Origin of the sequence: Actinomyces sp. Z5 (genome assembly GCF_003287795.1) — a bacterium.
In the GTDB taxonomy this organism is placed as follows: Bacteria; Actinomycetota; Actinomycetes; order Actinomycetales; family Actinomycetaceae; genus Actinomyces; species Actinomyces glycerinitolerans.
Genome location: NZ_QMIN01000076.1, coordinates 85,032 through 102,612, shown reverse-complemented (window position 1 = coordinate 102,612; position 17,581 = coordinate 85,032). Strand labels below are relative to the sequence as shown.

General features: G+C 69.3%; 16 protein-coding genes and 1 pseudogene. 4 read left to right on the top strand and 13 right to left on the bottom strand.

Translation table 11 applies throughout. The features are described 5' to 3' along the window. From DRB06_RS11045 to DRB06_RS11020, 6 genes and pseudogenes are all read right to left on the bottom strand, one after another. Nucleotides 1-679: pseudogene (locus DRB06_RS11045) on the bottom strand (hypothetical protein); the annotation flags it as partial. Next, the gene (locus tag DRB06_RS11040) at nt 676-1,617 is read right to left on the bottom strand and encodes an ABC transporter ATP-binding protein (RefSeq protein ID WP_111819958.1); all 942 of its coding nucleotides are present in this window, start codon (nt 1,615-1,617) and stop codon (nt 676-678) included. The pseudogene DRB06_RS11045 and the gene DRB06_RS11040, both read right to left, overlap by 4 nt. A 33-nt stretch (nt 1,618-1,650) precedes the next feature. Next, a complete protein-coding gene (locus DRB06_RS11035) occupies nt 1,651-2,445 on the bottom strand; it encodes a MerR family transcriptional regulator (protein WP_108967345.1) in 795 nt (264 codons plus the stop codon). Nucleotides 2,446-2,487: 42 nt separating this feature from the next. Beyond that, nucleotides 2,488-2,913 (bottom strand): DUF488 domain-containing protein, encoded by a 426-nt coding sequence (locus DRB06_RS11030; protein WP_181575259.1) that lies wholly within the window; start codon nt 2,911-2,913, stop codon nt 2,488-2,490. A gap of 53 nt (nt 2,914-2,966) precedes the next feature. Next, nucleotides 2,967-3,314, bottom strand: coding sequence for a hypothetical protein (locus DRB06_RS11025; protein ID WP_111819957.1), 348 nt, complete (start codon nt 3,312-3,314; stop codon nt 2,967-2,969). Between the two features lie 54 nt (nt 3,315-3,368). Then, nucleotides 3,369-3,887, bottom strand: a complete 519-nt coding sequence (locus DRB06_RS11020; protein ID WP_111819956.1) for a flavodoxin family protein — start codon at nt 3,885-3,887, stop codon at nt 3,369-3,371. A 336-nt stretch (nt 3,888-4,223) separates the two neighbouring features. Here DRB06_RS11020 and gap point away from each other — a divergent pair, with 336 nt between their 5' ends. After that, a complete protein-coding gene (gap, locus tag DRB06_RS11015) occupies nt 4,224-5,234 on the top strand; it encodes a type I glyceraldehyde-3-phosphate dehydrogenase (protein ID WP_108967339.1) in 1,011 nt (336 codons plus the stop codon). A 146-nt stretch (nt 5,235-5,380) separates the two neighbouring features. Here gap and DRB06_RS11010 read toward each other — a convergent pair whose 3' ends face one another. Next, nucleotides 5,381-6,283 (bottom strand): neutral zinc metallopeptidase, encoded by a 903-nt coding sequence (locus DRB06_RS11010; protein ID WP_108967337.1) that lies wholly within the window; start codon nt 6,281-6,283, stop codon nt 5,381-5,383. Nucleotides 6,284-6,411: 128 nt separating this feature from the next. On the opposite strand from DRB06_RS11010, the gene DRB06_RS11005 reads away from it, so the two are divergent. After that, nucleotides 6,412-7,461, top strand: coding sequence for a quinone-dependent dihydroorotate dehydrogenase (locus DRB06_RS11005; protein WP_108967335.1), 1,050 nt, complete (start codon nt 6,412-6,414; stop codon nt 7,459-7,461). A gap of 165 nt (nt 7,462-7,626) precedes the next feature. On the opposite strand, the gene DRB06_RS11000 is transcribed toward DRB06_RS11005, so the two are convergent. After that, nucleotides 7,627-8,634 (bottom strand): aldo/keto reductase family protein, encoded by a 1,008-nt coding sequence (locus DRB06_RS11000; protein WP_108967333.1) that lies wholly within the window; start codon nt 8,632-8,634, stop codon nt 7,627-7,629. 122 nt (nt 8,635-8,756) lie between these two features. Then, complete coding sequence (locus DRB06_RS10995) at nt 8,757-9,377, bottom strand: DUF3043 domain-containing protein (protein WP_234415853.1); 621 nt, start codon at nt 9,375-9,377, stop codon at nt 8,757-8,759. A gap of 41 nt (nt 9,378-9,418) precedes the next feature. On the opposite strand from DRB06_RS10995, the gene DRB06_RS10990 reads away from it, so the two are divergent. After that, entirely contained in the window at nt 9,419-10,804 is a 1,386-nt protein-coding gene (locus tag DRB06_RS10990) for a M20/M25/M40 family metallo-hydrolase (RefSeq protein WP_111819955.1), read from the top strand. A gap of 22 nt (nt 10,805-10,826) precedes the next feature. Further along, nucleotides 10,827-12,017: a glycerate kinase gene (locus DRB06_RS10985; RefSeq protein ID WP_108967331.1), complete on the top strand. Its 1,191-nt coding sequence runs from the start codon at nt 10,827-10,829 to the stop codon at nt 12,015-12,017. A gap of 45 nt (nt 12,018-12,062) precedes the next feature. On the opposite strand, the gene DRB06_RS10980 is transcribed toward DRB06_RS10985, so the two are convergent. The 4 genes from DRB06_RS10980 to DRB06_RS10965 all read right to left on the bottom strand — a co-directional run bounded on the left by DRB06_RS10980 (nt 12,063) and on the right by DRB06_RS10965 (nt 17,463). Next, complete coding sequence (locus DRB06_RS10980) at nt 12,063-13,085, bottom strand: LacI family DNA-binding transcriptional regulator (protein ID WP_111819954.1); 1,023 nt, start codon at nt 13,083-13,085, stop codon at nt 12,063-12,065. 86 nt (nt 13,086-13,171) lie between these two features. Continuing rightward, complete coding sequence (locus DRB06_RS10975; RefSeq protein ID WP_108967327.1) at nt 13,172-14,836, bottom strand: alpha-amylase family glycosyl hydrolase; 1,665 nt, start codon at nt 14,834-14,836, stop codon at nt 13,172-13,174. A 34-nt stretch (nt 14,837-14,870) separates the two neighbouring features. After that, nucleotides 14,871-15,806: a sugar ABC transporter permease gene (locus tag DRB06_RS10970; protein WP_111819953.1), complete on the bottom strand. Its 936-nt coding sequence runs from the start codon at nt 15,804-15,806 to the stop codon at nt 14,871-14,873. A gap of 25 nt (nt 15,807-15,831) precedes the next feature. Continuing rightward, nucleotides 15,832-17,463 (bottom strand): ABC transporter permease subunit, encoded by a 1,632-nt coding sequence (locus DRB06_RS10965; protein WP_111819952.1) that lies wholly within the window; start codon nt 17,461-17,463, stop codon nt 15,832-15,834. Between the last annotated feature and the right edge of the window lie 118 nt (nt 17,464-17,581).

Here is a 17,581-nt window from a genome sequence, read left to right as displayed (position 1 = left end):
ACGGCGACCAGGCACCCGCCCACCCCCACCCCTGGGCGGCCCACGCCCCGTGCCCCGCATACAGCACAGCCAGTGCTGCGAGCCCGGCGCCGCGCGCGCCGGTGGCGTCTGTGGTCAGCTGTGCGAGCAGGACCGTGACTGCCGCCAGCAGGGCACAGGTTCCGGCCACGGCGATCCCATAGGCGGTCGCATCCGCCGCCCCGGCGCCCTCCAACGCGAGGATCCCAACGCCCGCGCCGATGCCGAGCAGCACACACTGCGCCCCGAGCATCAGGCTGACGCCGACCAGCTCACCGACCGGACCGACGCCGCCGCCGCGCAGCATCTCGGAGCGCCCACCGTCCTCCTGGGCGCGCGTGACCGCAACCGCGCGCAGCACCACCACGATCCCCAGCAGCAGACAGGTCAGCGCCCCGAGTTCCCAGACCGCGAGCTGCACGGCGTCGGCGCCCTCGGGCAGCTCACCGTAAAGGGCCGTTAACGACTTGGATATCCTACTCATCGCCACGGCACGCGCCAGATCGGCGGCTGTGGCGTAGGTGGTCGCGTAGTTCGGGGCGAGCAGGGCGGTCAGCAGAGCGGTCGCCGTCGGCAGGGCCAGCAGCCAGGCGCGTTCCTCCCGGGCGATGATGCGGGCGGTGCGCAGGGCGTGTCGCATGAACGTCGGCGGCGTGATCATCGGGCCTGGCCCTCGTAGTGACGCAGGAACAGGTCCTCCAGGGACGCCGGGGTGCAGGTGATCCCCTGGGCGCCCGCGGCAATGAGGGCGCTCAACGTCTCCGGAACCTCGGCAGCGGGAACCGACATCCGCGTCACACCATCGGTTCCCGGTGGCGGAGCGTTCGAGCCTCGGGGGAGAGCGGGAGCGGCGCCGTCGGGGAGGCGGCAGGTAATGGTCGAGTTGCGCAAGTGCCGCAGGGCGGCCAGCGTGCCGGTCTCCACGGTGCGCCCGTCCTTGATGATGGTGACCGCGTCGCATACGCGGTCGACCTCGTCCAGCAGATGGCTGGACAGCAGCACCGTGCGGCCCCCGGTGGCCGCCTCGCGCACACAGGTCTGGAAGACCTCCTCCTGGAGCGGGTCGAGCCCGGTGGTGGGCTCATCCAGGATGAGCAACTCGCAGGGCGCCGCCAGGGCCGCGATCAGGGCCACCTTCTGCCGATTGCCCTTGGAGTAGCTGCGCACCGGCTTGGAAGGATCCAGGCTGAATGCCTCGATCAGCTCCGCCTCACGGCGTCGATCGCGGCGGCCGCGCAGCGCGGCGAAGGCATCGAGCGTCTGCGCCCCGGTCAGACTCGGCCACAGCGCCACATCCCCGGGCACATAGGCGGTGCGACGGGTAATGGCGCCCGCCTCCTGCGCCGGATCACGGCCCAGCACCCGTACCTCGCCGGAATCGCGACGGTACATGCCCAGAAGTACCCGAATCGTGGTGGACTTGCCGGCGCCGTTGGGGCCGAGGAAGCCGTGGACCTGACCGCGGCGCACGTGCAGGTCCAGGCCGTCCACGGCGTGCAGGCGGCTAAAGGTCTTGACCAGTCCGGCAACCTCGATTGCCGGTTCCTGGATCGGTGAACCGACGGGGGCTGGCCTGGTGACAGTAACTGTGGGTGTCATGCGCCCAGGTTCGGGTGCGACGTCGCGTCACACTCAAGGTGTTGCGCGCCAGCGGGCGATCGCTTCTGTTAGTTGCCGTTCCATTTCGCCGGCCAATCGGGCGCCACCGGCTCCAAGGTGTGCAAACAGCTTGAACAGGGGCGCAATGGCAGCGGCATCAACGCTATCGGCGAGTTCACGGCAACGCCGTGGGCCGAGCGTGCGCTCGAACCGCGCAATGTTCTTTGCGGCCTGTGCCTCGACCTGGGAGTCGGTCAGACTGTCGGTGTCCTGACCGTAGGCCACGAGCGCGTCGGCGTCCTCGCCGTCGTTCGGTCCGGGGAACAGGTACTGTGCCTCGGGCGGCATGTGCCCGCTGTAGCAGGCCACATCGACCAGGTCACGGTCGCGGCGCACGGCCGCCCGTGTCCGCTCATCGGGGGCCTCCGCCTCCAGCCGGTCGAAGAAGGCGACCATGCGCGGCGGCATGGGGGAGACGGTCAAGCCCTCTCGCGCGCGCTCCAGCAGGGAGGCGAGCATGTCGCGCTGGCGGGTCACCTCCGTCAGATGCTCCTCAATCACGGCCAGGGCTCCGGACAGGTCGTCGAGCACGGCGGCATCCGTGGAGACCACTTCGTCGGTGGGGGAGTCCAGGATGCGGGCGATGGACTTCAGCGGGACGCCGGCCTGGACCAGCCAGCGGATGCGTGACAGGCGAGCCACATGGCTTATGTCGTAGTCGCGCCAGCCGCCGCGCTCTTCGGGCACGGGCAGAAGACCCTGCTTGTGGTAGTAGCGCACGGTGCGGACCGTGGTGCCGGTGAGTCGGGCAATTTCGGCGACGCGCATGGGAGGGGGCTTTCTCCTTCGGTCGAGTCCAGGCGTCCCGGCTCAGGGCAGGTCCGGGTCCTGGGCACCCAGGACGGCCTCGCGCAGCACGCGGGCGTGGGTGTGTACGTGGTCGTGGCCGGCGAACAGCAGCGTCACCCGGCCGGCCAGGGCGCGACGGCGCAGCTCCGCCACGGCTGCGGCCGCCTCGGGCCGCTCGGCGAGTTCGGCGCGGTAGGCGTCGACGAACCGCGGCCAGTCCAGCTCGCCGGAATGGAATGCCTTGCGCAGCGTCGTCGTGGGGGTGGCGTCCTTCGCCCAGTCGTCCAGCGCGGCCCGCTGCTTGCTCACTCCCCGCGGCCACAGCCGGTCCACGAGCACCCGCAGGCCGTCGTCGGGCGCCGGAGCCTCACGCACCCCCTTCAGGACGACGGCGTCGGAACAGGGCAGGGCGGCGGACGGGACGACGGGGCCGGAGGCGGGGCTCATGGCACCACCGTAGGCGTCCACGGCCCCGCCGTCACCGGCCCAACAACGGCTGTTCAACGCCACAGCCTGGTGCTGAGCCAAGCCGCGAACCCCACGACAGGGACACAGCCGATCAGCGCCACGATCGTCTCCATGCCGATGATGAACAGGTAGGCGATCAAGCCCGACGCCGCCAGCCAGACGGCCGCGATGCGCAGGGCCGGTGGCAGTGCGGTGACCAGGTACGCGCCGAGGGCGATGAGCACCAGGCCCCCGGCCGCGAAGGACATGAAGTCGCCGCTGAACATGCTGACCGGCACGACCGTGCCTCCCCAGACTATGGTGAGAATCCCGCAGGCGGTCAGGCAGATCCCGGTGATGGCGCGGCCGCTCAACCGGATCTTGATGTTGCTGGTCGTCATTTTGCTCTCCTTACGGAAGGTTGTCGGATGTGACTGTTCGCCGTGAGGCGGGCATCAAACGTTGGTCGTCGAGGCCGCCAGAGCACGCCCCCAGGTGCGGGCGGCCGCCTCCTCGCCGTCGGCCAGGGGCCCCGACTGCCCTTGAACCAGGAAGCTCCTGATCGACGGCGCATCCCGACCCCGCCCGCGCCGCAGAGCCTTGATAATCGCCTTGGCCGCCGAGCCGCTCAGCCAGCTCTTGGAGGTCACCGTGTCAAAGACGGCCGTGGTGAGGACGGGCGGAATGGTGGTGCGCGCCAGCCATTCGCGCATGCCGCTGTTCGGCGCGGCGGCACCGGCCTGCTTACCCGCCTGAGTGCGCGTGGCCGTGGTCGGCAGTCCCCGGTTGTGGGTGGGAGCTCCCAGAATCAGCAGATCGAGCTTCGCGGGCAGCGAGGCGGGTGCTTGGACCGCATCAAGGACCCGGGCCTGGGCGCCGGCATCCGTGAGCCCGGCGGCTACGGCGTCGGCGATCGTCCGGGTGTTGCCGAAGCAGGACTCGATGACGATGAGCGCGGTGGGTGCGGTGGCCATGGTTCCTCCCGGTTGTCGGCGGTGCCCCGGGTGGGGCGGACGCACCCAGCGTCGGGTGTGACGTTGCGTCGCACGCAAGCGGGTACCGGTTGCGATGGCCCGGTTCGGAGCTGCTGGCGGCCCGGCGGTGAGCAACCTTCGAGTCGAGCCACAACTCATCGAACTGTGCGCCCGGAGTTAGGCACTGCCCGCCACCTTGCCAGTGGGACCGCAGGGGACTCGCAGCTGCACGTCGTGGGATGGAGGCCGGCGGGCCGTAGGGCTCCGCCAACCAGCCGCTCACGGTCGTGTCCGTGAGCGAAACACATCCACGACCTGCAGAAGAGGGAGAACAGCATGACTGTGCGAATCGGAATCAACGGCTTCGGTCGGATCGGCCGCACCTACCTAAGGGCCGCCCTGGCCAACCACGCGGACATCGAGGTGGTCGCCGTCAACGACCTCACCGACGCCGCCACGCTGGGCGTCCTGCTCGAATGGGACTCCGTCAGTGGCCGCCTGGACGATGTCCACGTTGACGGCGACGCGCTCGTAGTGGGCGGCCGCCGCATCGCGGTCTTCTCCGAGCCCGATCCCGCAGGTATCCCGTGGGACAGCGTGGGGGCCGATGTGGTCATTGAGTCCACCGGCTTCTTCACGGACGCGGCCAAGGCCGCTGCGCATCTGGAGGGCGGCGCGAAGAAGGTCATTGTCTCGGCTCCCGCGAAGGGCGACGTCCCCACCTTCGTCCTCGGCGTCAACGACCGTGAACTCGACGTCAATGCCGCCGACGTCTTCTCCAACGGCTCGTGCACCACGAACTCGCTGGCACCGCTGGCGAAGGTCCTCAACGATCTGGTGGGCATTGAGACCGGCCTCATGACCACGATCCACGCCTACACCGGCGACCAGCGCCTGCACGACGCACCGCATCGCGACCTGCGCCGTGCCCGTGCCGCGGCCGAGTCGATCATCCCGACCTCCTCGGGAGCGGCCCGCGCCATCGGGGCCGTCATTCCCGAACTCGAAGGCCGCCTGACCGGGGCCGCCCTGCGTGTGCCGGTTCCCGTTGGCTCAATCACCGACCTGACCGTCGTCGCCCGCCGGACGGCGACCGTCGAGGAGATCAATGCGGCCTTCCGGGAGGCAGCGACCAACGGGTCGCTCGCCGGGTATCTGCAGTACTCCGAGGCACCCATCGTCTCCCGCGACATCGTCGGCAACCCGCACTCGTTGATCTTCGACGCCCCGCTGACCGCGGTCATCGGCAACGAGGTGAAGGTCTTCGGCTGGTACGACAACGAGTGGGGCTTCTCGAACCGGCTCGTCGAGTTCTCCTACATGGTCGGCTCTCAGCTGGCCGCCTGACGTACGACTTCTCGTCACACGTACGCGTTTTGGAGTTATTCAACATCCCTACGCGGGGAAAGCTCCAAAGCGCGTACGTGAGAGGCGAACGCGTACGTGAGATGGAGCGCCGCTGCCGCGGTGGGGCCAAGCCGCATCCGGAAGGCTCAGAGCTGGGAGCCGGCCACGGCGAAGGTGTCGCACTGCTGCAGGGAGCCCGACTCCATGCCGGTGGTGAACCAGCGCACCCGCTGCTCGGAGGAGCCGTGCGTCCAGGTGTCGGAGTTGACGGTCCCGCTGGAGCGCTGCTGAATGTGGTCGTCTCCCACCGACTCGGCGGCGTTGATGGCGGTGGCGATCTCGGCCTGGGTGGGTTCGACCAGGAAGGCGGTGCCCGTGTCGGGGTCAACGGTCGTGGCTGCGTAGTGCACCCACACGCCCGCATAGCAGTCGGCCTGCAACTCGGTGCGCACCGAGTCGGAGTCCGCGCCCGTGCCCGAGCGGTCCGTGGAACCCATGACGCCCAGCAGGTTCTGGATGTGGTGGCCGAACTCGTGGGCGACGATGTACTCCTCCGCCAGCGGCGTGTCCTGGGCGCCCAGTGTGGACTCCATGTCGGAGAAGAAGCTCATGTCCAGGTACACGTTGGAGTCACCCGGGCAGTAGAAGGGGCCGACGGCGCTGGTGGCCGAGCCGCACGCCGTCGACACCGACTGCCCGTCCCACAGGATGAAGCCCGGCTCGGCATAGGCGGTGCCGGCCTGGCCGGGCAGCTGCTCATCCCACACCGCGTCCAGCGACTCCGCGGTGGCGATCATGCGGCACTGGGTGTACTGGTTGGCGGCCTGGCCACTGGTGCACATGGAGGTGTCGATGGTGGAGGAGGTGGAGGTGCCGGAGGCCGCGTCCTGCCCGCCCAGCAGACCGGACAGGTCCACTCCGGTCACCTGCGAAAGCAGGAAGACCGCCAATACGGCCAGCACGGAGCCGCCCCCGATGACGGCGCCACGGCCACCGGAGCGCGTCTGCACCCGGTTGGGATCGAGCTTGATGTTGCGGTTGAATGACACGGAACCCACCTCATTGCCGGGGCGTCGCTGCGCTGATTGTTTGCGGTCTGCGCCCAAGGCTAGCGGACACGGCGGATCCCGGTGACGCATCGGTGCGCCGTCGCCCCCACCACGAGTACCCTGGAGCCGTGCTGTACGACCTGCTGTACAAGACCGTCTTCGCCCGCATCGACCCCGAGACCATCCACGACGTCTGCGTGGAGGCGATCGAGGCCACCAGCAAGGTGCCGCTTGTGCGCGACGTCGTCCGGCAAGCCGTGGGGCGGCGCCCCGCCTTCCCCGTGCCGTCCGCGAACCAGGGCGGCCCATTCGTCCGCCCCGTCCCCGGGATCCTCGGCCTGGCCGCCGGCATGGACAAGGAGGGACAGGCCGTGGAGGGCATGGACATGCTCGGCTTCGGCTTTGTGGAGGTGGGTACTTTCACCGCCCGTCCTCAGCCCGGCAACGACAAGCCGCGCATGTGGCGCTACCCGACCATCCGCGCCGTACGCAACCGCATGGGCTTCAACAACTCCGGTGCCGACGAGGCCGCCGCGCGGCTGCGGCATTTGCGCTCCACCGTGCGGGGCCGCTCCATCGTTGTCGGCGCCAACATCGGTAAGACCAAGACCACGCCGCTGGAGCAGGCCGCCCAGGACTACGCCTACTCCGCCTCGAAGGTCGCACGCTGGGTCGACTACCTGGTCGTCAACGTCTCCAGTCCCAACACCCCCGGGCTGCGCAGCCTGCAAGAGGTCGAGTCGCTGCGGCCGATCCTCACCGCCGTGCGCCAGGCCGCCGACGCCGCCGCTCACAGGCACGTGCCGCTACTGGTCAAGATCGCCCCGGACCTGGCTGACGAGGACATCGACGCCGTCGCCGACCTGGTCCTGGACATGAAGCTGGACGGGGTCGTCGCCACCAACACCACCATCGACCACGACCTGGGGGAGGGCGGCCTGTCCGGTGCGCCCCTGCTGCCGCGCTCGCTACAGGTGGTGCGTCGTCTGCGCAACCGGATGGGGGAGGGCCCCACGATCATCGGCGTCGGCGGGATCTCCTCCATCATGGACGCCGAACTCATGCTCGACGCCGGCGCCGACCTGCTGCAGGCCTACACGGCGTTCATCTACAACGGCCCGGCCTGGCCCGGCCGCATCAACCGCGCCCTGGCGACCAGCCCGCGTCACCTGCGCTGACCCCGTCTCGCTCCCATCACCGAGGTCGGCTGATCTTACGTGCCGAGGTCGGCTGATCTTACGTGCCCAGATCGGTGGAAGATACGCACCGAGACCGGTCGAAATGGTGCGTGCCATCCGACCGGTCTCGGCTATTCGGGTACTTGGTTGACCAAACAGAGTGCGTCAGGCCGGACGCTGCTCGGGGGAGCGGGTCAGGGCTGGATCGCGCTCGACGACGTCGCCCAGAGCCGCATCGATTGCGACCATGACCTCGTCGCCCAGCTTCACACCGGAGGCCTTGACGTTCTCGACCAGCTGCTCCGGCCGCGAGGCGCCCACCAGCGCCGCGGAGATGAAGTCGTGCTGGAGCACCCAGGCGATGGCCAGCTGCGGCATGGACAGCCCGGCGTCGTCGGCAATCGGCTTCAGCTGCTGCACCGCGGTGAGCACGTCGTCGCGCATCCAGCGGCTGATCATCTCCTTGCCGCCCTTCTCATCGGTGGCGCGCGAGCCGGCAGGCGGCTGCTGCCCGGGCAGGTACTTGCCGGACAGGACCCCCTCGGCCATCGGCGACCAGACGATCTGGCCCATGCCGAGCTCAGTCGAGGTCGGCACGACCTTGTCCTCGATGACGCGCCACAGGGCGGAGTACTGCGGCTGGTTGGACACCAGCCGGAAGCCCATCTGGGTGGCGAGCTCCTGGCCGGCCCGGATCTGCTCGGCGGTCCACTCCGAGACGCCGATGTACAGGGCCTTGCCGGCGCGCACCACGTCCGCGAAGGCCTGCATGGTCTCCTCCAGCGGGGTGGCGTAGTCGTAGCGGTGCGCCTGGTAGAGGTCGACGTAGTCCATGCCCAGGCGGCGCAACGAACCGTCGATGCCCTCCATGATGTGCTTGCGGGACAGGCCGACGTCGTTGGGGCCCTTGGGGCCGACGGGCCAGTACACCTTGGTGAAGATCTCCAGGGATTCGCGCCGCTGCCCCTTCAGCGCCTGGCCCAGCACCTCCTCCGCGACGGTGTTCGCGTACACGTCTGCGGTGTCGAAGCTGGTGATGCCCAGGTCGAGTGCCGTGTGCACGCAGTCAATGGCGGTGTCGGCCTCCACCTGGGAGCCGTGGGTGAGCCAGTTGCCGTAGGTGATTTCGGTGATCTTGAGTCCGGAGCTGCCGAGATGACGATATGCGACCATGACACCAGCATAGACCAGTAAGTACCTCCATGGAACAATCCCGCCCCATCGATCTGCAGGACGTCATATCAACCGACCTCGGCGAGGGGGAGGGGCGCTCGGCCACTCGGGCGCTTATTCGCTCATTCGGGGTACTGGCGGCGCGCCACCTGGGGGGCGGGCTGGCGCCAGCGCCGCAGGTTGAAACAGCGGGAGAAGATGTACCAGAAAATGTGCCCCTGCGACTGGACCTTCTCCTGGCCGAACTTGGCGTACAGCCGCCGCCGCAGCAGCCGCCAGCAGATCACGGCGTCGATCATCGCGATGAACAGGAACAGGTAGACCGCCAGCATGAAGTAATAGCTGAGCAGCGTGTTCCGCGAGGAGAAGCCGATGAACACGATGATCAGCAGGAAGCTGAAGGGGATGAACAGCTCACCGAGCGAGTAGCGGGCGTCGATGTAGTCGCGGATATAACGCTTGATCGGACCCTTGTCGCGGGCGGGCAGGTAGCGCTCGTCGCCGGTCTGCATGGCCTGGCGCTGGCGCTCCCAGGCCGCATCCTGCCTGGCGCGGGCCTCCCGCTTGGCCGCCTTGCGGTCCGCGGGCACGATCGGGTGCACGTTGCGGGCCTGCGCATCCTTGCGCTTGGGGGTGGGGCGGCCCTTCTTACCGGAGGTCTTGGCGGGGGCGGCCGTGGCGGCCTCGGCGGCATCGCCGGACCGGTCGCGCTTGATGAACGGCAGCTTCTCTAACAGGCTCACGGGCCACAGGTTAGCGGCTCAACCGCGCTACCCTGCAACTCATGATCAATGCCGACGCCGTTTCCGCCGCCGTCCACGACTCCTTCGACCGGGTTGTCCGCGACCTGACCGAATTGGTGGCCATCCCCTCCGTCTCTGCCTCCGGGCACGACCCCGCCCAGGTGGAGCGCTCCGCGGAGCACGTGGCTGCGCTGCTGCGCGACGCCGGCCTGGAGGCCCGCGTCACCTCGGTGCCCGGCCCCGACGGCCCCGGTCGTCCGGCGGTGCTGGCCCACCGTGACGGCCCGGTCGGTTCCCCGCGCGTGCTGCTGTACGCCCACCACGATGTGCAGCCGGTCGGCGACCCCTCCAAGTGGCGCCAGCCCGACCCCTTCACCGCCGAGCGGCGCGGCGAGCGGCTGTACGGGCGGGGCACCGCCGACGACGGCGCCGGTGTCATCTCCCTGGTGCACGCCCTGCGGTTGGCGGCCGAGCTGAACGACGGCCAGCTGCCCTGCTCGGTGACCGTGTTCATCGAGGGGGAGGAGGAAGTCGGGTCGCCGTCCTTCGAGGCGTTCCTGGACGCCTACCGCGAGCAGCTGGAGGCCGACGTGATCGTGGTGGCCGACTCCTCCAACTGGCGGGTGGGGGTGCCCGCACTGACCACCTCCCTGCGCGGGGTGATCCAGGTGGATGTGCGTCTGGACGTGCTCGACCACGCCCTCCACTCCGGCCAGTACGGCGGTCCGATCATCGACGCCGTTACCGCCATGTGTCGGCTGGTGGCGACCCTGCACGACGACGTCGGCGATGTGGCCGTGCCCGGTCTCGTCTCCCGGCCCGTGGCGGCCGGCGCCCCGGACTACTCCGACGCCGACTTCCGCGCCGACGCCGGCGTGCTGGAAGGCGTGAGGCTGGCGGGCAGCGGTGAACTGACCGCCCGGCTGTGGACCAAGCCGGCGCTGTCCGTCATCGGCATGGACGTGACGCCGCTGCGGGTGGCGGGCAACGTGCTCGCCCCCTCCTGCACCGCTCGACTCTCGATGCGCATCGCCCCCGGGCAGGACCCGGCCGCCGCACTGGCGGCCCTGAGCACTCATCTGGAGACCCATGCGCCCTTCGGGGCGCGGGTGACGGTCAGTGCGGGCGAGATGGGCCCCGCCTTCGACGGTGGTGCCGACAGCCCGGCCGCCCGCGCCGCCCACTGGGCGCTGACGCAGGCCTTCGGCACTGAGGCGGTCAACATCGGCCAGGGCGGCTCCATCCCCTTCATCGCCACGCTGAAGCAGACCTTCCCGGACGCCCAGGTACTGGTCACCGGCATTGAGGACCCGGATACGCGCGCCCACAGCGAGGACGAGTCCATGCACCTGGGCGACCTCGAGCGCATCGTCGCCGCGGATGTCCTGCTGCTCGCGCGCCTCGGCGGCGTGGCGTCCGCCGACTGACCTCGCGCAGGCGGACACGTATATGCGCGTACTTCTGGCGCCCGGCCCCATGTACCCCGAGCCGGGCGGTGTCCCGCTGGTGACCCCGGAAACCGGCCTGGCTGCGGCCGCCGCCGCAGACGCACTCGCCTCCGGTTGGGCGGGCGAGCGCCCCGACGACGTCCTCACGCTGCTGCCGCTTCCCGACGGCGGCCCCGGCACCGCCCAGGCGATCCCCGCCGCGGCGGTCATCTCCCGCGCGGTGCTGCAGGCCCGCGGGCCGTTGGGGGAGGTCCGCGAGGTGGACCTGCTGCGCCTGCGGCCTGCGGTCGCGCCCCGCGCGGGCGCGACGGGAGCCACCTGGCTGCTGGACGCCGCTCGGCTGGTCGGTCTGCCGTCCGGCCGCGATGAGGCGGCCCGCGAGGCCGAGGCCGGGACGACGCTGGGGCTGGGACAGGCGCTGGCCGCGGCGCTCGGTGCTACCGCTCCCGGTGACACGCTGATCGTTACCCTGGCATCCACAGCCGTCCACGACGGCGGAGCGGGAGTGCTGGACGGCATGGGCGGTCTGGAAGCCGCCCGGGGACTCTGCGATGGACGTGAGCTGCTGCTCGCCCTGGCCGACGACACGCCGCTGGGGGGTGTGTCCGGCGCCGGCCAGAGCCTGAGCGACCTAACCAGCCTGTCTAGCGCGCGTGCGCAGGTGCTGAACCGGCGGGCCTGCGCCGCGGCGTCGCAGATCGCGGCCCGGGTCGCCGTGCCCCGGCCGGACTCGCTCCCGGTGGTCGGCGGCGAGCCCACGCAGGCACAGTTGCTATCCGCCACCGCCCGGGGCACGGGGGCCGGCGGGGGAGCGGCGCTGGTGTTGCGGGCCCTCGGCGCCCGCGCCCTGCCCGGCCCCCGCGTCTTGGCGCTGCTGCTGGGTCTGGAGGATTCCGTGGACGGGCAGGATCTGGTGGTGACCGCCACCGGCGAGGCCTACGACGTCGTCGCCGACTCCGTGACCGCGGTGGTCGGTGAGGCGGCTGGGGCCTGGGCTCTGCCGACGGTGCTGGTGGCGGGCCGGTTGGCCGTGCCGCGCGGTGAACTCGCGGAGGCGGGCATCGTGTCGGCGTACTCGCTTGAACAGCCGCGCACGGTGGAAGACCAGGTGTGGAATGCCGGCGGGGCGGTGGCAGTGGGCGCGCGGTTGGAGGCGATCGGCGCGCGGCTGGCCCGCACCTGGTCCCGCTGAGAGCCTCGCACCGACCTCGGCGGGATTTGGGACCGGGGGAAGAGATCAGGAGACCATGGTGTGCGGGGCGGGGGCCGTGGAGCCGCGCACAATCAGGTCGGGCTTGAACAGCAGTTCCGTGTCGGCCGGATGCTCGCCGGCGATGGCGGACAGCAGTGTGGTTACCGCCGCCCGGCAGATCGCGGCCACCGGCTGACGCACCGTGGTCAGTGGGGGGTTCATCATGGGAATCAGCGGGGAGTCGTCGTAGCCGATGACGGACACGTCCTGCGGGACGTGCTTGCCGGCGGCGCGCACCCCGGAGATGACGCCGAGCGCCATAATGTCCGACCCGCAGATGATGCCGGTGCAGTCCTGCTCCAACAGCCTGCCTGCGGCGCTGGCACCGCCCTCATAGGTGTACAGCGTTTCCACGATGCGCAGCGGCTGGTCGGGCAGGTTGGCGCGCATGCCGTCCTCATAGCCGGCGGTCTTGCGCTGTGCGGGCACCATTCGCCCGGGGCCGGTCGCCAGACCGATGCGGGTGTGCCCGAGGCTGGCCAGGTGGTCTACCGCCATGCGGGCCGCGGCCCGATCATCGGTGGCGAATCCGGGCACCTTGATGGTGGATGCGTTGCCGTTGACGGTTACCAGGGGCACGCCCCGGTCCCGCAGCCGCTGGTAGCGAGTGACGTCGCCGCCGGTGTCGGAGTGGCGGCCGGACACGAAGATGATGCCGGCCACGCCCCGGTCCACGAGCATCTCAATGTACTCGTCCTCGCTGGTGCCACCCGGCGTCTGGGTGCACAGCAGCGGGGTGTGCCCGCTGGGGGCGAGTAGCTGCTCGATCTCCTGAGCGTATAGCGGGAAGATCGGGTTGGTGAGCTCGGGAACGATCAGCCCCACCAGTCCCTTCGAGGTCTGGCGGAGTGACTCCGGGCGTTCGTAGCCGAGCAGGTCGAGGGCGACGAGCACCTGACGTCGGGTCGCTTCGGCTACGTTCGACTTGTCGTTGAGAACCCGTGACACGGTCGCCGTCGAGACGCCCGCCTGCTCGGCGATGTCGGCGAGGGTGATGCGCTGTTGCACGATGCCAATCCTAAAGGGAAACCGACCGATACTGCCGCCACGCGGCGGTACTTGGTACGGGTTGAGACGAGCCATGCATACCGCGCCTAGTGCGTGCAGATCTTATCGGTGCGGGGAAGCACCGCTCTCAAAGTGACGATGGCCGAACCGGGTCCGGTGGCGTTCACGGTCAAGTGGCCGTCCGCGCCGCCGATCACGGTGACGTCGACGCCGTCCATTGCATGCACGTCGTCCACCGCCCCTGCGGGCAGGCACGCCAGCGGCAGGTCCACCGTGGCACCGGCGGCACGGGCCAGCGCCACCAGCACGTCGCCATCCGGGTGAGTGCGCAGCCAGACCAGCAGGTCCTCGTCGGCGTACACCCAGCGCATGCCGCCGCGGCGCAGCGCCGGCAACTCGTGGCGCAGCCGCCCCAGGTGCCGGTAGCGCCCCAGGGCGACGCGGTCCACCGGCCCCCAAGCGCCGTCGGGGCCGAGCTCGTCGGTGGGGGCGGCGCCCGGCGGGGCGGTCCACGGCATGGTGGTGCGGGAGTGCTCGCCGGTGCGTCCCGTGGCTCCGAGCTCATCGCCGGAGAACACCGTCGGCACGCCCGGTGCGGTGAACAGGGCGGTGGCCGCCACCAGTTGTGCCTCCCGGGAGCCGACGACGGTGCGGATGCGCGGCGTGTCGTGCGAGCCCAGCAGGTTCATGGAGTGGGTGATGGAGGTGGCCGGCATGTGTGCGGTGTACTCGCGCACCCCCTGGGAGATCGGCCCGCCGGGAAGGCGCGGGATCCCGGTGGGGATACCCAGCCAGTTCAGGCCGTCGGCCGGGTCGGGGTGGGCCAGCCAGGACCACAGCGGCCGGGTGAACCCGTGGTAGTTCATGGTGCCCTGCCAGCCGGTCCCGGTCAGGTCGCCGGAGGCGTCGTGCCCGTGCTCAGCCACCAGCCATAGCTGGCGTCCGGTGACGGCCCGCCGGAACCAGTCGTGAGTGACGCCCGTGTGGTTGGTGGTCAGGTCCAGCACCAGCCGCATGTCGCGGTCGTGCAGGGCCTGAGTCAGCCGGGCCAGCGCCGCGTCGCCGCCGAGCAACGCGTCCACGTGGTCGAAGCTGGTGGAGTCGTAGCGGTGCACGGAGCCGGCCGGGAAGACCGGAGTCAGGTAGACGGTGTTGACGCCCAGCTCTTGCAGGTAATCCAGGTGATCGACGATTCCATCCAGATCGCCGCCGTACCAGGCCGCTCCGCTGGGGTCTCCCGCGACCGGCGGCTCGTCGAGCCACGCGTGTGCCTGCGCCCAGGCGGGGGCGGTGCGTTCACGCGGTGGGGTATGGGCGGAGAAGCGGTCCGGGAAGATCTGGTAGCACACGGCGTCGAGTACCCAGTCGGGCGCATCGTCTTCGGCCAGGACCCGGAAGTCCATGGCGTCGGGGACGTCGTGGTCGGCCAGGCCGGCGGCGTGGAACCAGACGTAGGGGCGGTCGGAGTCCGGCGTCAGCAGCAGGAACCGGTAGTGGTTGGTGGGGTTGACGAGCCGGAGGGTCGCCTCCCACCAGGCCCCGGCGTCGGTGCGGGCCACCAGCTGGGCGGCGGACAGGGACGGCTCGCCGTCGACCACCTGGCGCAGGATGATGTGCTCGGGTTGCCAGGGGGCGGGCACCCACAGTCTGGCGGTGAGTTCGGCGCCGGGGCGGCGCGTGCCCAGCAGGTAGGCGGGCCCGGTGTCATGATGGGGCTGGTTCAGATAGTGCGTGGTGTTCAGACAGGTCATTGATCGGTTCTTGGGATGGCTATTACGGGCGGGGTCAGCCCTTGACGGCGCCGGCGGTGGCGCCGCCGACGATGTACTTCTGCAAGTACTGGAACAAGGCGATTACCGGCACCATCGTCATGACCGAGCCGGCGGCGAAGATGCCGAGGTTGTTGGAGCGGTCGCCGGAGAGCATGCCGTACAGGCCGACGGCGAGGGTCTTCTTGGAGTCGTCGGTCAGGAAGATCGAGCCCAGCAGGAACTCGGAGATGATGCCGACGAAGGCCAGCAGGAAGGTGGTCGCCAGGATCGGCTTCAGGGAGGGCAGCAGAATGCGGTAGAAGACCTGCCAGTGGGTGCAGCCGTCGAGGATGGCGGCCTCGTCGAGCTCCTTGGGAATGGTGTCGAAGGTACCCTTGATCAGCCACACCTGCCCCAGGGCGCCGCCCATCAGCGCCAGGCAGTAGCCCAGCAGCGTGTTCAGGCCGATGCTGGGCAGCACGTCGCCGATGCCGGAGATCATGTTGTAGATGGCGATCATCGACAGGGTGGTGGGGAACATCATGATCAGCAGCAGCGCCAGCAGGCCGCCGCGGCGCCCCTTGAAGCGGAAGCGGCTGAAGGCGTAAGCGGCCAGCACGGAGAAGAAGATCTGCGCCGCGGCCACGACCGCGCACACGATCATGGTGTTCAGGTACCAGCGGGTGAATGGCCCCTTGTCGCCGCCCAGCAGTGTCTGGTAGTTAACCAGGCTTACCCGGGTGGGGATCAGCGAGGTGGAGGCCACGGTGCCCAGGGGGTTCAGCGAGGCGGAGATGACGTACAAGATCGGGAAGGCGGCGAACACGAGCGCCAGCACGCCGACGACGTGACGCCAGCCGATCTCGCGGAACCACCGGCTGAAAGGCATCTGGTTCTGTTTCGGTGCCGTCTCGGGGACGCCGGTGGGGCGGGGCGCCGCGGAGGTGGTGGCGGATTTTGCTGCAGTCATTTTCAAACAGTCCCTTCCGACGTTTTCAGTTGATGTCTTCGAGGCGGCGGGTGGCGGTGAATTGCGCCGCGGCCAGGACACCGGTGATGACGAACAGGACGACGGAGACGGCGGAGGCGAAGCCGTAGTCGGCCCCCGATCCGCCGAAGGCGATGCGGTAGACCATCGAGATGAGGATGTCAGTGCCGCCGCGCGTGTACTCGCCGGCGGCGAAGGGTCCGCCCTCGGTGAGTAGCTGGATGGCGTTGAAGTTGTTGAAGTTGAAGGCGAAGGTGCTCACCAGCAGCGGCGCCACCGAGACCAGCAACAGCGGGGTGGTCACCCGGGTGGTGGTCTGCCAGCCGGAGGCGCCGTCGATACGGGCGGCCTCCTTCAGGTCGTCGGGGATCGACTGGAGGGCGCCGGTGCAGACGATGAACATGTAGGGGAAGCCCATCCACAAGTTGGTCAGCAGCACGGCCACCTTCGCCCAGTTCGGGTCACCCAGCCAGTTGATGTGCAGATTCAGCATCTCGTTGATCAGGCCGAAGTCGCGGTTGTAGAAGTTGGACCAGATCAGCAGCGAGATGAAACCGGGCACCGCATAGGGCAGCAGCAGGAAGGAGCGGTACAGCTTCTTGCCGCGAATACGGTCGTCGTTGAGGGTGAGGGCCAGGAAGTAGCCGAGCAGGAAGGTCAGCAGCATCGAGCCGCCGGCGAAGACCAGGGTCCAGGCGAAGGCGCCGCCCAGCTGCTTGAGCAGGCTCTGGTTGCCGAACAGGCGCTGGAAGTTGTCCAGGCCAACGTTCTGCTTCCAGGACTGGGCGAGCTTGTCGCCGTTGGCATTGACGAAATAGTCGGAGCTGCCGACCTTCTGCACCGTGTATACGTCGCCCGTCTGAACATTCGTTATCGAGTCGGCTGCTTCGTCGTACACCATCGTCTTGGTGCCCTCGAAGGCGGAGCGCACGCCCTGGACCTTGATGGCACTGGCGTCGGAGACCGACAGGGTCAGGTTGGAGATGGTGTCGTAGGCGGTGTTGATCTGCTTGCCGGTCAGGATGGTGTAGCCGTCGGCGGCGGTGACGAAGCCGTCGGTGACCGTCAGGTCCACGCCGGTGGCGGGCTGGACCGTCTCGCCGTCGGCCCCGTAAAGCACCTCGTCGGTTTCGGTGTCCACCAGGAACAGGGTGAAGGGACCCTCTTCCGCGCTGCCGGTCGTGGCCACCGACAGGTTGTACAGCGGGGAGTCGGCGGCCTGGACCACGGAGTTGTTGGTGATGGTGGTGATGGCGTCTTCCTTGGTGCCGCGGAATCCGTCACCGAAGTTCGTGAAGGCGGTCTGGATCGTCATCACGATCGGGACGATCAGGAAGACCGCCAGGAAGAAGGTGCCGGGGAAGAAGTACTTGCCCGGGATGAACCGGTGGGTGGAGTACAGCACGAAGATGGCGACGGTGGCCGTCACCACGATGAACAGCCACAGCCACATGCGCGCGGCGATGAGCAGCGGCACCAGGTAGGCGGCCAGGGCCAGGGCGGCGCCGAGGACGAGCACTCGTCCGAGCACGGAGCGGATCGTCGTGGTCCGCTCCCGCAGCGTGCGCCGGGAGGATTCGGGTTGGTCCGCGCCTGTGGCGGCGTGGGCGCCGTCTTTGTGGGCGGTTGGGGACGTCATCGTCGAAGGACCTTTCACAATGCTGAAAGAGGCTGAAAAGACAGGCGTGAAAACAGACGTGAAAACAGACAGGGCGAGCGTCCGGCCGGCTCGGGGAGCGGTCGGCGCAGGTCAGGGG